The organism is Candidatus Babeliales bacterium (assembly GCA_040879965.1).
In the GTDB taxonomy this organism is placed as follows: domain Bacteria; phylum Babelota; class Babeliae; order Babelales; family JACPOV01; genus JBBDJI01.
Window position 1 is genome coordinate 66,065 of sequence record JBBDJI010000007.1, and the last position, 16,779, is coordinate 82,843.

Below are 16,779 nucleotides of genomic sequence, written 5' to 3' on the forward strand. Positions count from 1 at the left end.
TTTAGATAATAAATGATTTGGATGGATGTTGCAATGATATAAATAAATTCAAATTTAAAATATATATTTAAAAGTTAAACCAGGAGTTGATAGAAATTCAAAAAAAACGTATAATTTAAGATGATTTATAGGTTAATGTAATAAAGGGATTTTTGATGAAAAGATATTTAGCTTTTTTAATGATTTTTTGTTTTAGTTTTAATTGCTTTGGGATGGAAGAGATTCGAGTAAAAGAGCAATCTTCAAAAGAGTCTAAAAAAGAGAATGAAGAATATAATAATCCTACTAGAGTTGTAGAACCAGATGATGATAATAATACTCAATATGATGCAAAAAAGTATAAAATTAATTTTGGTGGAAATCCTGTAGATAATGTTAATATCGGTCTTAATATTGACATTGATCAAAAAAAACCAGCAAAACCAGAACATCCTTTAATGAAACAAATTATAAGTCATACTCTAAACGGAATTGCTGCTGGCGCAAGTCAGACAACTGGACAATTATTAGTTCAACTTGTAGTTCAACACGGTTCAGACTTTTATAAATATATATCTCCAAATCCGCAAGAAGTAGTTGTAAAAGAGCAAGAACTTGGCAGTATTAAACAAGCTGCTCTTACACAGTTAAAAAATCTATTTGATAAAAATAAGCAATTTATAGGAACACTACCGATTGATCAAAAAATAAAAAATCAATTATTGGCAGAAAACCAGCAAAAATTGGCAGAAATTCTTTCAAGTGATTATCAAGCGCAAAAAAATGAAAAAGCTACTTGTGAAGATTTGCGAAAAGCAAATAATATTCTAAGTAATAATATTATAGTGATAAGTAATATTATGGATGAATGTAATAAAGCAAAAACAAAAGAAGAAAAAGAGTTTTGGCAAAAACGTTTTATCCAAGAGCAATTATCTTTTCATGAGCAACTTGTTAAATCAGCTAAACAAGAAGAAAATCAATTTAAAAAAGTATTATCAAAAAGTACCCCATACGTTGCGTGTGTAGCCGGTGGCGTTGCTACTGGTGTTGCTGGAACAGTAGGGTTGCTAGCAATGCTTGCCCCAAAGTAATTAAATAAAAATATTAAAAAAAAGAAATAAAAAGGCCCTCAAATGAGGGCCTTTTTTTATGATTCATTTTGTACATAATAACGGTATGTTTTAGAAATCCAATATGCTAAAGTATCAATTAATCGTGCGATATCCCAAGTTACGACTGTATGGAAAAAATTATACGATTGTGTTTGTGATTTAATATTGAGCTTATCTTGGTATTTTTCAGGAAAATGTTTATAGATTGCTTGATGAATTAAATTAATCATTTCTGGTGCTATTTTATTAAATTTTTTAGTAGCGCCATGCTTGCTATAAATGCCATATAAAGTTTCAAACGATGGTTGTAGTGTAGCCGGAGTAAATGGCTTATTAGTTGACCAATGTTTTATAAATTTTTTAAGAATTTTATAGTTAATGCGATATTCTATAGCATGGTTTACTATGCGGTATACACCGTAACCAGAAAGTATTGTTGAAAGTGGGACGCCAAATGTACGCGCAAGTAATTGATATTGCACATCATCCTTTTGCTTTGGAATATAATTTAAACTAAGCATATCAGTGGCATAGCCAGCAGTAATGCCAACGCTCAATGTAGGTAGATATCTTTTAAAATAATTTAGGATAGTCGTTGATTCCTTTTGCGCATTGATTATAAACGTGTATTCCATGAAGTCCCATGGCTGATTAATAAATAATTCTTTGATTGGATCTACGGTGTAGCTTTGATGAAAAGTACCTATTATTATACTTATTAACAATAATTTTTTCATATTTTTTCCTACAAATAATGTTTTTCAAAAACCCAGGTAGTGAGTAATAACACGAACATGCACCAAACAAGCAAATAAAGTATACCAAAAAATAACGGTAATATAGGTATCGGAAGTTGATATATTATTATACTTTTAATATCCAATAGTTGTAAATCAGGCAAAAAATAATATAGCATTGAGCCAAACATACTGAGCGATGTTTTTGATATTGCAAGATACCATGTTTGTATCGAATAGCATACAATATATGTAGCACTGGTTGCAAAATAAGCAAGTGTCGAAGAAAATAATAAAGAATATAAGAAGCCAAAGATACTTATGAAGATACCTTCTAAGGCGATTAAAATATAAGCAGGAAGTAAGTATAAAAACCATTGATTGGTTAAATAAAAACCTAATAAAACTGAACTTCCATAAAAAATAATTGCGCTCATGATAAAAATAATAAAAAAACCTAATACAGAACTAATAATGAAAGTTGCCCGAGAAATATTTTTAGTTAGAAAAAAAGCAAAAGTATTATAATTTTGCTGCCTTTTTAAAAAAGGTATCGCAAATAAAATTATAAATGAAAAACTAAATAATTGATATGCGAACAGTGCGCTATCAAGATAAATTTTATGATAACTTCCAATAAGAGATTGTCCAATTACATGTGCAACCCCATGAATTCCGCAAAATATTGCCAAAGCAAATGATATAATGCGATGATGAAGACAATCTTTAATGGTATATTCAGCTATAATTAGCAATGGCGACATGAACGAGCACGCAGCGCGTGTTTTTTAGTGTGGCGTTGTCGTGCTAGGCTTATCATGAGTGCTAAAGCAATTCGTTTAAGAACTAATGGCGTTTCGGCCTGCATACGGCTTCTTGTTACAGTTTGTGCAACAGAGACAATGCCGTCGATCATATTTGCCACATGTGTTGTAACATTTTCTTTATTGTGAGGATCTAAAAGAACTTTGCCAAAATTTCCTAAAATTGAAACAAAATGAGCAAATAAAGCTTGATCCATTAGCTTATCTCGTTCAAGAGGATTTATAGGAACTGAGGTATTAGAAGGAGGCGTTGGTACAGGAACATATACTACTTGTTCTGATTGAGAACGAATTTTTTGGCGTGGTGCAGCGAGATTATTTTGAATTATTCCTAGAAACAACAATAAAAAAAATAGTCCATACTTCATAAAAAACATCTCCTTTTTTCTGTATTCTATTGAGGAGAGTTTTTTAAAGTCAATGTTCTATGAAAAGTAAGATGTTTTTACTACAAAAAAAATAGAAATTCCCATGACTTTAAATCATGGGAATAATTTTATGTTTCTTGATCATTTTTTTCTTGAAAAATGCGAACTTGTAAAACGCGTTTAGGGCTAGCCTGTTGCACATGAAAATAGTATCCCTTATATAAAATGCGTTCTCCGGTTTTTGGTAAATGTTGCAATTGTTCAGTTAAAAATCCACCGATCGTAACTGCTGTTTCTACATCAAATGTAATATCAAGAACACGTGCTAAAGAATCTAAATCAACACTACCATCAACAAGCCAATCGCTTTCCTTCAATGGAATTATTTTTTCTGGTACTGCTTCATATTCATCACGGATTTCACCTACAATTTCTTCTAAAATATCTTCCAGCGTAGCAAGACCAGTGATGCTACCATATTCATTAAGTACGAGCGCGATATGCATACGATTTTGTCTGAATTCTCGCAAAAGTTGATTGATTTTCATACTTTCTGGTACAAAAAGAATTGGTCGAATTAAGTCTTCAAGCGGTTTTTCTTGATCTTTAGTCATGCATACAAAAATATCTTTTTGTAAAACCATACCGATAATATTATCTTTTGATTCACGATATACCGGTAGTCGTGAAAATTGATATTCTGAAAATACATCGAATGATTGTTTGATAGTGGAATCTACATCAAGCATTACAATATCAATTGCTGGTACCATTATTTCTTTAGCTTGTTTACTGCCAAGTTTAAAAATGCTTTGAAGCATTGCAGTTTTTTCGCGTTCCATTAATCCTTTTTCATTGATGTAATCAATTAGAAAACGAATTTCACGTTCAGAAACTACCGATTCAGTTGGTATAGTAGATCCGCCAACAAAACTTACTAATAAAGAGGAAAAACGAATTAATAACGTTACGAATGGATACAAAATATAAAAAATTATATTGGTAAACCACAGGGTTGATTTAAAAAGTCTTTCGCCATATATTTTTGCAAAGTTTTTTGGAATTACTTCACCAAAAATCAAAATAGAACTGGTAGCAATACCAATCCCAAGAGAAAAACCAAGCCCACCCGATAATTGTAATCGAGTAAAAATATTTTCCATGATATTAGTTATTAATGCTGCGGCGGTCACATTTGCTAAACTACTTGCAATTAGAATAGATATCAGCACTTGTTGAGGACGTTCTTCTAATGTTTTAAATAATGCTTGATAACGTGGTGTAGTTGTTGCAAGTTCTTTCAATTTAAATAACCGTAAAGCAGTTACTGTAGTTTCCAAAAAGGAAAATAGAGCACATGCCATAAGCGAAATAACAAATGCAATAAATTCTGTATACATAAAGTTATTTACATACGAATCTGGCTGCATAGATTATATATATCCTTTTCTTAATTTAATATTCATTATTCTATGGAATCACCCGAAATATTATCATATTCTTTATCAAAAAACGATTGCAACTTTTTGCTGCGCGATGGATGACGTAGTTTACGCAATGCCTTTACTTCAATTTGACGAATACGTTCACGGGTTACTGAAAAATCCTTACCTACTTCTTCAAGTGTATGCTCTGAAGCAACATCAATGCCAAAACGCATCTTGAGCACTTTTTCTTCCCGAGGAGTTAATGTTTTAAGCACTTCTCGTACTCGTTCCTTAAGATCATTACTGGTTACAGTATCAGCAGGAGAGAAATCATTTTCATTTTCAATAAAGTCTTTTATAAACGCATCTTCACTATCACCAACTGGTGTTTCAAGTGATACAGGTTCTTTAGAAATTTTGATAATATTCTTAATTTTCTTTTCATCAATATTAAGTTCTTTTGCAAGTTCAGTATGTGTTGGTTCTCGACCATTTTCTTGCACGAATACCCGCTTAATTTTGTTAATTTTATTAAGTGTTTCCACCATATGAACCGGTACGCGAATAGTTCTTGATTGATCGGCAATCGCACGAGTAATTGCTTGTCTGATCCACCAAGTTGCATAAGTTGAAAATTTATATCCACGTTCAAATTCGAACTTCTCAACCGCCTTCATTAAGCCGATATTACCTTCTTGAATCAAATCAAGAAAATGAAGGCCTTTATTGATATATTTTTTGGCAATATTTACCACTAAACGAAGATTTGCTTTTGCCAAATCATCTTTTGCTTGTTTATCTTTTTGAAGTCCGATTTGAAGTTGTTGAAAATAAGTACGAACTAATTCAAGCGGTAAGCCAATTTCATTTTCAATTTTTTTAATTAATTTTTGAGCGGCACGAATATTTCGTTCAATTGCTTCTTTTTCTTGCAATTGTTCTTCGGTAGGATCTTTTATTAATTGCAAGTTTTTTAAACGAATTTCGTCACGCTTAATTTCTTGTTGACGTTCTTCTATTTTGTTGACGTTCTTTTCAAGTCGTTTGGCAAATTTACGAATCAATTTATTCGATAATTTAATCGATTGAATTGTTTTGCTAATTTCTTCTTTATTTTGCCGAACTTTTTCAAGCATTTCCTGCTTTTTTTCTTCACTATCAAGCTTGCCACGATAACTTAAGTAGATTTTTTCTTCGTTAGCAATTAAGTCTTTAATAACATTGATAGTTTGCAGTAATGTGTGCTTTTCCTCTTCAATTTTTGGTAAATTTTCAGGACCGAATTCTGAAAATTGGATAATATCTTTAAGAGGAACCGTATCTTTTTGTAATTTTTCACCAATTGAAATAAATTCTTTGTGGATGAAAGGGAAGCGAGAGAGTGATTCTATTGATTCACGTTTTCCTGATGCTATTTGATCAGCAATAATTTTTTCAGTTTTTTTGTTCAATAATGGAATTTTACCAATTTCTCGTAAATATACTTTTACGCCATCAGTAAGTTGAGCTACACCGGCTGGTTCACGAACGGTAATAACTTCCTCTTCTTCTTCAGCTTCTGCTTCTTCAGAAGGTTCATCTGTATCTTCATCAGATTCGCCTTCAAAATCGAGTTCTTCAAATTTTGGCTTTACGCCTTTTTCTTCATCTTTTTGAAAATCATCGAGCGTGAGAGTACTTTCAAGCTCATCATGAGCAATAATATCAATACCTTCTTTATCAAGAAGGCGGAGTAATTCATGAGCATCTTTCTCAGAAAGTTGGTAGCGTTGACCAAATTCAACTAGTTCTTCGTAAGTGAGTGCACCACTTCGCTGTCCTTTTTCCAGAACAACTTTAAAAATACCAGTTTTAACATCGGTTTCTTTATCTTCCATTTTTATTGGAACATCTTTTTTTGCAGGCATATCTTTTTTTGCAGGCATATCTTTTTTTGGCTGTGCTAATTTTTTTGTTTTTTTAGTATCAATTTCTTTTTTTTCTATTTTTTTTGAGATTACTTTTTTTATCATACGAGTCCCTTATGCAATAACTTTTTTTTCAATTCTTGAAATTGATGCAAAATTTGCCGCATTGTTTTTTCATCTTGTGCTTGTTTAGCTCGTGCAAGTTTTATTTTGGTATCCATGACAAATGATTTCCAATTTTTTTTTTGAAATTGCTCAAGTAAATACTCAAAGTTTTCTGGTCCTTCATACTCCTGACATTCAAGTAGGAGATGACTAATTAATATTTTTTCTTTTTCATTGAGCACATCAAAAAATTGAACGAAATCAAATTGATTGGTACCTCCTTTTTTTTCTGTTTTTATTTTTTTAAAAAATACCTGCAAGGGCTGACTTAAATATGTTTCTACATACGTTTCATCTTCTGGCTGCATCAAATCCACATTATTTATTATAACAGAAAATAATTTTTTTTCCAAGATTGGTATTTCTTGCAATATGGTCTTTAGGGTAATATTTTCAGAGTTTTCAACTTCTTTATCTGGTTCTTGATAAGAGTTAAGGGGTTTTTGGGTTTGTTTTGCCAGCAGAATAAGTTCTTTTTTTAATGATAGCAGGGGAATATCAAAGGCTTTAGAAGCCCGCTGTAAGAGCATTTCTTTTTTTAATGCATCAGGTATAGTTACAATAATATTCATTAAATGACGAATGGTTGTCACTTTTTCGTTAATTGTTTTTTCAAAAAAGCCTTCAGTACTTGATTGAAGGCAAAATAGAAAAATATCCTCTGATTGAGCGATTAATGAAGGCAAGTCAGCACCTTTTTGCAAAAAAGAGGCAGGATCTTCTCCTTGAGGGAGCTTGATTATATTGAGCTCTAAATTAGTTTGCCAACTGAGTTCAGTAAGGCGAAGTGCCGCCTTTTGACCAGCTTTATCGCCATCATATAATACAAACAAGGTATCGGCATAACGAGAAATTCGTTTTAGATGTTCCAGGGTGCAGGCAGTGCCAAGTGTTGCTACAGTGTTTAAAAATCCATGTTGAGCCATTGCCAGACAGTCAGTATATCCTTCTACTAAAAATACTGCTTCTTTTTGCTGAATTGCTTTTTTTGCTTGATCAAGGCCAAAAAGTAATGACCCCTTTAAAAAGTATTTATTTTCTCGTGAATTATAATATTTAGGGCGATCATCATCTTTTTTATAGACACGCCCACCAAACCCACATATTCGCCCCAGATTATCTTTTATCGGGAATATTATGCGCTCTTCAAAGGGAGAATATAAAATGTTTTTCCCTTCGCATATTAGATTTGCAACGATGAGGTCTTCAATTAAAAAATTGTTTTTTTGTGCGTAAGTGGTGATACGATCAATTGATTTAAAACCGCCAGGAAAATAACCGATTTGGTAATTTTCGATAACATTTTTTTCAAAGCCACGGCTTTTTAAATAGCGCAAAAGAGCAGGTGATTTTATAAGCTGTTCGTGAAACCAAGAAGCAATTAGCTGACAAAGATTATGGTAACGATTTTTTTCATCTAATCGATCATCTTGATCAGAATCAATAGAAATATTTTTAGGAATTATTAATCGATAGCGCTCAATTAAGAATTGTGCTGCTTGTAAAGGGGTGCAATGTTCAGTTTTGCTAATGAAATTAATAACATCACCACCGATATGGCAGCCAAAGCAATAAAATATTTCTTTGTGAGGGCTGACCGTAAAAGAAGCTGTTTTTTCATGATGAAATGGGCAAACTCCTTTATAATAGAGGCCCGCTTTTTTAAGGGTAGCATATTCGCTTATTACTTCGAGTATGGAAACATTATTTTTTATGTAATTAAAGAGGTTCATATGATTTATTGTAGTATCTTATGCAAAAGAAACAAGTTGCGCCGCAAAAAATAAATAAAGAAAGCCATTGGTTTATTGAAAATAATGGCAAAGAATTAGAAAATTGCTGATCTCCTCTAAAAAAATCAACAAAAAAGCGTTCTAAGCTAGCGCAGACTAGATAGATATACAAGAATGATCCATCAAAGAAATTATTTTTCCGGTAGATATATAAAAAAAGAAAAATACTAAAAAGGATAATAGAGCTATAAAGCTGAGTAGGATGAATTTTTATCAATGCTGGTGCAATTTCAAAAGGAGTAGAATACATAATACCAAAAAAAGAATTGGTAGGTTTTCCAAAGCAACAGCCGGCAAAAAAACAACCAATCCGGGAAATACTTTGTAAAAGTGGTGCATAGGTTGCGCATAAATCAAGCGTTGAAAATAGTGGTATACCATGTTTGTTAAGAAAAAAAGGAATGGTTGCAATAACTGCAATTATGCTTCCTAAAACGGAAAAACCACCATGCCAGATTTCAAATATATTAATTGAATGTAAATATGAAAACTCCGTAAGAATATATAAAACACGTCCACCAATTATTGCAGCGGCAATACCAATGGTGATAAGCGAAATAAATTGATCATAAGTAAGCAAGACCGCTCTTCGAGCATCACGATACATGAGATTCATAAAGGCAAGAAGCCCGAGAGCGATACAGATGCCATAACTTTGTATATAAATAGGGCCAAATAAATGTAAGATTTTCATCGTTTTTTTGTTTTAAGGGTATCAAGGTTTACAAAATTTATTGGTGAAGCATTTTTAATATCAAGGCGGAAATCAGATTCCCAAGTAAATTCTAAATCGAAATCAGTTTCTTTTTTTGATAGATTAAATTCAACAGCATGATTTTCGCGATGATATAAAATTCCCCATTTTTTAAATTCACATTCATAACAAATTTGAAGGTTATTTTCAGTTAATTCGAAAGTTTTTTTTGTATTTAAATCGATTTCTTTATTTTGTATTGAAACAATGAATTTTTCTGGAATAACTGGCCATGGTGCGGGAGGTTTTCGGTAAGTAACCATATCCTTTGTTATTTTATTATGTATTGTGATAATGCGAGTTTTTTTTTCATCTTTTTTTAAAATAGAAGTGCTATTTTCTTTTTTCGTTGATTTTATGGGCTTCTCCAATATTAAGTTTTTACTCTTGTCGGATTCTTTTTCTTTTGAAGAATCTAATGAAATTTTTTCTTGATTATTAAAACAGAGAGAAGTTTGCTTTATTGAATCATTATGTTGTTGATTACTTTCTAAACTTTTCTGCTGTTTTTTTGTAGAATAATGACCTTTTTGAGAAAAAATAAATAGAGAAAAAAAAGTACAAAAAATAATAAATATATACACTGTTTTTTTCATTAAAATCCTGCTAAGTATAGATCCTTTTGTTTGATCTCAGTTAGGTTAAGTTAATGAATTTTATGTTTTTTTTCAAATTCTTGTATTTTGAATATTAATACGGAAATAGCAGCCGGTGTTATTCCTTGAATCAATGCAGCTTGAGCAATAGAGGTAGGCTTATGTTTTTTAAGCTTTTCTTGAAGCTCTTTTGATAATCCGGGTAAGTCAGTATAATCAAAAGCAGCCGGTATAATGAGTGTTTGATATTTTTTTGCTTTTTCTATTTCACGTTGCTCACGTTTTAAATATGGTTCATAACGAATCTCAGCCCATAGAGATTGAATGCTGCGTTCATTAAGGGTATTATTAGTCATTTGGTGAAGTTGTGCTATATTTTGTTCGTCTTTGCCCAATAAAGCAAGTAGTTTTTCATTGTTTTTACCATTTTTTAAATCACGAATTGCATCTTGAATAATATGTTGTTCTTTTTGAATAGTTTCATAAAAGGACTTATCTATAAGGCCAAGATTATAGCTTTTATCAGCAAGCCGGTAAAAAACATTATCTTGACGTAAAGTTAAACGTGATTCTGCACGAGAAGTAAACATGCGATATGGTTCATCAATGCCGAGCGAGACTAAATCATCGATCATAACACCGATATATCCTTCATGACGGGAAAGAATAAACGACGGTTGTTTATGTGCTTTTAAATGTGCGTTAATACCGGCAATAATTCCTTGTCCTGCTGCTTCTTCATAACCAGTTGTACCATTAATTTGTCCTGCTAAAAAAAGACCATTAACATGACGAACTTCAAGTGTATGATTCAGTTGATGTGGGTATACAAAATCATATTCAATTGCATAGCCCGGATATATAATTTCGGCGTTTTCGAAGCCTTTAATAGAATTAATAAATTGTTTTTGAGTTTCGAGCGGTAATGAAGTTGAAATACCACTCGGATAAACAACCTCCGTGGAAGCGCTTTCTGGTTCAACAAAAATATGATGGCCAGTTTTATCAGGAAAACGTGCTATTTTATCTTCAATTGACGGGCAATAGCGAGGGCCTTTCCCAGAGATATTACCACTATACATTGCGGATAAATGGAGGCTTTGCCTAATAATTTCATGAGTTTTTTCATTAGTATACGTGATGTAACAATCTCGAGTGTGTTTTGCCTCATGGGGTGTAAATTCAAACAAAAACTTTAAGTTATCAGGTTGTTGCAAAGTAAGCTTAGAAAAATCAATACTTTCTCTTGATAAACGTGGGGGTGTACCTGTTTTAAGGCGCCCCATTTGAAGACCGAGCTTAGTGAGGCTTTTTGAGAGACCAGTTACCGCATTTTCACCACGCCGTCCTGCTGCAAAATTTTCTAAACCGATATGAACGCGGCCATTTAAAAAAGTACCAGTAGTAAAAATAACACAAGGAGCACGAAATATCTGGTTTTGAGCGGTTTTTACCCCTTCAATAATATTATTATTAACGATAATATCTTCGACAGTATCGCCCAAAATAGTTAAATTATTGATTGATTCAAGATATGTTTTGCTAAGTTTACTATAAGATTCTTTATCAATTTGTAATCGTAGCCCTTGAACGGCAGGTCCTTTTTTAGTATTTAGCATACGAGCTTGTAAATACGTTTGAGTACAAAGCTTAGGCATAAGACCACCTAAGGCACTCACTTCAAACACAATATGCCCTTTGCCAATACCACCGATAGCAGGATTGCAAGGCATAGTACCTATTTTATTGGGATCAAGAGTAATGAGAAGGGTTCTGGAACCCATCTGAGCAGCAATATGAGCTGCTTCAATGCCGGCATGCCCACCGCCGACTACAATAACATCAAAATCAGTTAGCAATTTCTTCATAAAATCTTTTAAAGTAAAAATCAATTAAAAAATCGTAGGGTATATACTCACTGAGAGCAATATCCTACGATTTAAGTATATCCTAACTGGTTTCTGATAGCAATTAACACCCATTCGTTAACCGAATGAATGTACCTCCATTTCCCTTATGATTTTGCAAATGGGTTATACATTTTTGCATATTCAAGTGCAAGTGCTAAATAACCCACAATTTGATTTATTTTTGATTGGCTTGTTTCATCAATATCATTATTAATTGCAACTTGTTCTGCTTCAGTTCCAGCAGGAGTTGCAGTATTTTGAACAGCAACAGGTTTAATTTGCAGACGCTTTTTAAGACCAGCAATGCCACCATTATTGATAAGACGTTTACGAGTGTCTTTGGATAATAAGTCGCGATATTTGACAAAAGTTTTTGATACAACACTAAAAATACGATTATTGCGAATTGATTTTAAAGCAGTAACAAATTCTCTAAGTTTTGCGTTGCCTTTTACTTGAGGATGTTCTTTATTTGCTTCAAGCAAAGAAAGAAGCTCATCTATGAATTCATAAAGTGGTTTATTTTTAAATGCACCTTCAAAGTTAAATAAACATGCATTAATGATGCGTTCGATTTCTGCATTTACATTAACTGTAACCACATTGCTTTGATGTGTTGCAGCAATTGTGCGTTCTGTCATTGATGTTGCGAGTGCACAACCGATCAATAAACTCAGTGATAACGACTTTCTTTTCAATGATAATAATTTCATATTATTTCCTCCTATAATTTCTAGGATGTAGAATAATCTGTAAAATTCCAGTTAGCATACTCTAATTCTTAATCAAAAAGAATGCTTTGTCAAAAGGCTTATCAAGAGAAATGGTTAGTTTGCGTATGCCATAGTCTTTGTTTTATGCATCAAAATGCCTTATGGGTAATATTATCGCCATATTATTGTTTTTTGTATGACGTAGGCAACGACCAGATTTTAATTCTTTATTTGAATAAATCTTGGCAATAGCTAATTGATTTAGTTTTCTATTTAGATAATTCCTTTGGATAAAAAGTAAGTTTTATTGTCACTTTTTTTGTTAATTCTATTATGATGCTAATTATAAATAAATTAATTAGGAATGAAAATCATGATTTATCATATAGCTTATTATTTAAAATCCATTTGGTCTTTTTTTAATGTAGTGCATTATGTTAGTTTTCGTGCAATGGCTGCTTTATTGAGTTCAATTTTTTTTTCTTTTCTCTTTGGGCAACAATTTATCGAGACTTCAAAGCGATTTTTTAGATCAAAAGCACGAGAATGGACACCTTCTTCTCATCGAGCTAAAGATAACATGCCGACAATGGGTGGATTGTTTATTTTAGCAATTGTTACCTTGAATATTTTATTATGGTGTAATTGGTATAAAACAGATATATGGATTTTTTTAGGTTGTTTGATTGGTTTTGGTGCAATCGGTTTTTACGATGATTGGGCCAAGATCAAGCATGGTAAAGGAATGAGTGCTGGTTTAAAATTTAAATTACAAGTATTTATAAGTGCAGTTACTATTTTTCTTTTTATTATGAATGGCTTATCAACGACGGTAAGTTTCCCTTTTGTTAAATGGTTAATGCCTGATATTAGTTGGTTTTATTTAGTTTGGGCAGTTTTTATTATTGTAGGTTGTAGTAATGCAGTTAATCTAACTGATGGGCTTGATGGCTTGGCAATTACTTCACTAATACCGAATTTTGTAATATTTTCCATACTCTGTTATTTGGCTGGTCACTATAAAATTGCGCATTATTTGCATATTCCATTTGCTGGCAGTGCAGAAATTACCGTTATTGGTGCAACACTTGTGGGCGCTTCGATAGGATTTTTGTGGTATAACGCATATCCGGCACAAATTTTTATGGGAGATGTTGGTTCTTTAGCGCTTGGCAGTGGTTTGGCATTAATGGCACTTTTGTCAAAACAAGAAATCTTATTGTCTGTTTCTGGAGGGTTATTTGTAATCGAGGCACTTTCAGTAATAACGCAAGTTGGCTCATATAAATTATTTGGAAAAAAAATATTCAGAATGGCGCCAATTCATCATCATTTTGAGCTGCTTGGTTGGCCAGAATCAAAAATTACCGCACGATTTGGAATTATTTCTCTTATTTTGTGTTTGCTTGCTTTAATGACGATAAAAATGCGTTAAATTAATATTTAAAAAAATATGTGTTCAAGAGGTTTTTTGAATATGAAGAATAAGAAAATAAGAAAGCCTTAATAGTTTTATTTAAAAATAATTTAGAAAATAATGAATAAGCAAAATGAAAACTAATAAGACCCAATATTATTTTAAAACTTTTAAGTCTTGTTTTTTCTTTTTTGATTTCTAACTTTTTTTGCTCAATTTTTTGATTTACAATTGGAATATGTTTTTTAAATATATTTTCCAGAGGTTCAATATCAAAGTGTGTGTCATAAGCTGAACTATGTTTAAAAAGCATCCAGGGGGTATTAATTATCATTGATAATAATTCATGGATATATTCATTTACATTATTTATTTTTGAAAGAGTTGTTATTTTGATTAATTTATTTTCATAAGAAACAATAGCTTCTTCAGCTAAAGAAACAAAATGTGGGTCGATTAGTTGCATAAATTCTTTTTCGATTGGTGTTAAATCGATAATGGAGGATTCATTTTCATTATATGGATAATATTGATGTAAAGTTAAAATAGCTTCTGCTGTCGTTTTCATATAGTTTTTGATAATAGAAAAATCTTCAGTAGGTATTAAAGAATTAGAATAAGAATTAATATTATTTAATATTGCTAATTTATCTATTTCATTTAATTGAGCGCCATATTGCAACAGTAAAAAAAATATTTTCCAGTCATGGTGTTTTTTATTTATTTTTTTTAGTGCATATAAATATGCTGTTTTATCTTGGGAATCTAATATGTTGAGTGATGCACCTTTCTTTAATAAATTTTCAGCTAATTTATAATCGCCTTTCTCCACTGCTATATGTAAAAGAGTTGATCCATAAAGGTTTTTTTTGTTTATATTTACTAAATTTTTCGTCACTAAGCACTTAAACAAAGAAAAATCATTAAGCATTGCTAGCTGATCAGGGGTAATAATGTTGTACTTTAATAATAGATCATACTCATTACCGGTATTATTAGGTTTTTTTGTTAATATACCAATCTGTTGTATAGACGGTTTAGCCCCTTTTGCAAGTAGCTCATTTAAAAATTTATTATTTTTTGTAGTTAAAGCGATTTCTATTAATTTTTTATTATTTATAATCCATTTTGGGTCTACTAAAGCTAAAATTTTAGTAAATCTATTTATATCTTCATTTAATATTAAATGATGCAAAGCTGTTGTTGGATTTATTCTATGATCTGAAAATAATGTTTTAATTAGTTGCCAATTAAAGCAATAGCAATCTATAGCCGTATTGATATTGGCTTTGCAATACTCATTTAAAATATTTGGGTAGGTAGTTATTAATGCCCTGAGTTCATAAATTTTTGTATGATGTGTTTTATATAAACGATAGCAAAGTAAATCATCTAAAAAACTACTTATAAAAAAATATTCTTTTTCTGTCAGTGATTGGGAAATTAAAGATTCTATTATCTTAAATTCAATTTCTACAGGAAGTTTTATGTTTTTATATTGTTTTTTTTCATCGATTAATAAATTCTGAGGTTGTTTTTTAGAAACTTTTTGTTGCAAAGCTTTTTTGTAATTATCTAAACCCGAAGAATGCGATAATGACCTAACTAAGACTTTTTGTTTCATTGAGTAAGATAATGGAAAAAAAGTGAATGAAATGAGACAAATTATTTTATGCATTTTAAAAACTCAGTATTTAGATGTTTTTAGATTTATAATTTTTAAATAAGTACATGATTACACCAAATACAATATAAAACAAAAAAAATATGAGATGTTCTGTTTTTGCTACAGTAAAGTTTCTAATACTCATCGTTAATAAAATTAAGCAGCTGCCAAGACCAAGCCAGGCAATAGGCGGAAAGTAGTTGCCTTGATTAAACGATAACCTTAAAAGAGCGATAATACTTAAAGTAAAAGCAATGATTACACCTAAAACGCTTATTTGTTGAAGAGTGGTTTGATGCCCTAATGTTGTTAATAAATACATTATACAAACTAATCCTTCAAATAAAACGCAAAAAAAAGGGATGCCATATTGATTTTTGCGCCTAAATAAAGAGGCAAAAAAAATATGCTTTTGTTCAGCTAATATATACAAATTCCATGCATTACTAAAAATCATACCATAAGCACCACCCAATGCTGATGATGCACCAGCAATATGTAATATATTAATAATATGTTGAACTAATACTTTATTATTTATGATAAAAGTTTTGAAAAGAGAAGGGAAAATATCAAGAAAAGAATTACTTTCAAATAAAAGTGTCCCTAAAACTAAAAAAATAATCAATTGATAAATTATGGTAATAGTAATAGTAAAAATAAAAGAATAAAAAATAGCACGAACTGCATTTTTCTGTGGATTTTCGATCGTTTGACTCAATGCACAGGCGGCCTCAAAGCCAAGAAAAGCATATAATACAAGCGGTATAGTACTTGGAATGGCAGCCCATTTTAATGTTTGAGCAGGAATAGTCCAATGATTAAATAAATATATACCGGCGAGAATTACAAAAATAATCGGCACTAATTTTAAAAAAATAAATAAATAGGTAATTCGTGTGCTTGTTTTTAAGCCATAATGATTAATCCACATAAATAGTGCAAGAGTAAAAATATCTAGAATAAAGGGATTAATAGTTGCAAGAGTAAAAATAATGGTTTGCATAAGCAACGAAAAAACATGAATAAGTAATGCTGCAGAAGCAAGCTTACCAATAAAATAAGCCCAAGTGCTTAAAAACCCCCAAAAAGGACTTAATTCATACGCGGCATACGCATAAAAACCACCTTCAGGGTATTTTTGTATAAGCTGAGTGATTGCAATAATCAATGGCAACAAGATTAAGGCAACTAAACAATAGCTTACAAAACCAAAAAAACCAGCAATTTTAATGAGGTTAATGGTATTAATAAATACGCCAGTACCAAACATAATATTAATATTTATTAAAGTGGCTGACCGTAAAGACAATTTGCCAGTTTCTGCCATTAAAAAATCCTTGTATGTAAATTTATTATTTAAACTATAACTTTATTTACATAACTAATAAAATAATTCATCAAAAAA

Annotated in this window: 14 protein-coding genes; 2 read left to right on the forward strand and 12 right to left on the reverse strand. The window is 31.2% G+C overall.

Annotated features, from left to right (window positions below; translation table 11 throughout):
• Window positions 1–155 precede the first annotated feature (155 nt).
• Window positions 156–1,073 carry a hypothetical protein gene (locus WDZ41_00865; protein MEX0939892.1) on the forward strand — a complete coding sequence of 306 codons (918 nt, stop codon included), beginning with the start codon at window positions 156–158 and terminating at the stop codon, window positions 1,071–1,073.
• Between the two features lie 56 nt (window positions 1,074–1,129).
• Here WDZ41_00865 and WDZ41_00870 read toward each other — a convergent pair whose 3' ends face one another.
• From WDZ41_00870 to WDZ41_00915, 10 genes are all read right to left on the reverse strand, one after another.
• Window positions 1,130–1,831 (reverse strand): hypothetical protein, encoded by a 702-nt coding sequence (locus WDZ41_00870; GenBank protein ID MEX0939893.1) that lies wholly within the window; start codon window positions 1,829–1,831, stop codon window positions 1,130–1,132.
• Window positions 1,832–1,839: 8 nt separating this feature from the next.
• Window positions 1,840–2,595, reverse strand: a complete 756-nt coding sequence (locus WDZ41_00875; protein MEX0939894.1) for a hypothetical protein — start codon at window positions 2,593–2,595, stop codon at window positions 1,840–1,842.
• Complete coding sequence (locus WDZ41_00880) at window positions 2,580–3,023, reverse strand: hypothetical protein (GenBank protein MEX0939895.1); 444 nt, start codon at window positions 3,021–3,023, stop codon at window positions 2,580–2,582. The genes WDZ41_00875 and WDZ41_00880 overlap by 16 nt, the downstream gene beginning before the upstream one ends.
• 128 nt (window positions 3,024–3,151) lie before the next feature.
• Window positions 3,152–4,453: a hemolysin family protein gene (locus WDZ41_00885; GenBank protein ID MEX0939896.1), complete on the reverse strand. Its 1,302-nt coding sequence runs from the start codon at window positions 4,451–4,453 to the stop codon at window positions 3,152–3,154.
• A gap of 35 nt (window positions 4,454–4,488) precedes the next feature.
• Window positions 4,489–6,462 (reverse strand): RNA polymerase sigma factor RpoD, encoded by a 1,974-nt coding sequence (gene rpoD / locus WDZ41_00890; GenBank protein ID MEX0939897.1) that lies wholly within the window; start codon window positions 6,460–6,462, stop codon window positions 4,489–4,491.
• Window positions 6,459–8,255 (reverse strand): DNA primase, encoded by a 1,797-nt coding sequence (dnaG, locus tag WDZ41_00895; GenBank protein MEX0939898.1) that lies wholly within the window; start codon window positions 8,253–8,255, stop codon window positions 6,459–6,461. Before dnaG ends, rpoD begins: the two co-directional genes overlap by 4 nt.
• Entirely contained in the window at window positions 8,242–9,009 is a 768-nt protein-coding gene (locus tag WDZ41_00900; protein MEX0939899.1) for a prolipoprotein diacylglyceryl transferase, read from the reverse strand. Before WDZ41_00900 ends, dnaG begins: the two co-directional genes overlap by 14 nt.
• A complete protein-coding gene (locus tag WDZ41_00905) occupies window positions 9,006–9,665 on the reverse strand; it encodes a hypothetical protein (GenBank protein MEX0939900.1) in 660 nt (219 codons plus the stop codon). The genes WDZ41_00900 and WDZ41_00905 overlap by 4 nt, the downstream gene beginning before the upstream one ends.
• A 50-nt stretch (window positions 9,666–9,715) precedes the next feature.
• The gene (mnmG, locus tag WDZ41_00910) at window positions 9,716–11,533 is read right to left on the reverse strand and encodes a tRNA uridine-5-carboxymethylaminomethyl(34) synthesis enzyme MnmG (protein MEX0939901.1); all 1,818 of its coding nucleotides are present in this window, start codon (window positions 11,531–11,533) and stop codon (window positions 9,716–9,718) included.
• Between the two features lie 146 nt (window positions 11,534–11,679).
• The gene (locus WDZ41_00915; protein ID MEX0939902.1) at window positions 11,680–12,288 is read right to left on the reverse strand and encodes a hypothetical protein; all 609 of its coding nucleotides are present in this window, start codon (window positions 12,286–12,288) and stop codon (window positions 11,680–11,682) included.
• Between the two features lie 373 nt (window positions 12,289–12,661).
• On the opposite strand from WDZ41_00915, the gene mraY reads away from it, so the two are divergent.
• Window positions 12,662–13,723, forward strand: coding sequence for a phospho-N-acetylmuramoyl-pentapeptide-transferase (mraY, locus tag WDZ41_00920; protein ID MEX0939903.1), 1,062 nt, complete (start codon window positions 12,662–12,664; stop codon window positions 13,721–13,723).
• A gap of 1 nt (window position 13,724) precedes the next feature.
• Here the strand turns inward: mraY and WDZ41_00925 are convergent, their stop codons facing one another.
• Both WDZ41_00925 and WDZ41_00930 read right to left on the reverse strand, forming a co-directional pair.
• Window positions 13,725–15,329 (reverse strand): ankyrin repeat domain-containing protein, encoded by a 1,605-nt coding sequence (locus WDZ41_00925; protein ID MEX0939904.1) that lies wholly within the window; start codon window positions 15,327–15,329, stop codon window positions 13,725–13,727.
• Window positions 15,330–15,399: 70 nt separating this feature from the next.
• Window positions 15,400–16,701 carry an amino acid permease gene (locus tag WDZ41_00930; GenBank protein ID MEX0939905.1) on the reverse strand — a complete coding sequence of 434 codons (1,302 nt, stop codon included), beginning with the start codon at window positions 16,699–16,701 and terminating at the stop codon, window positions 15,400–15,402.
• Window positions 16,702–16,779: the final 78 nt, after the last annotated feature.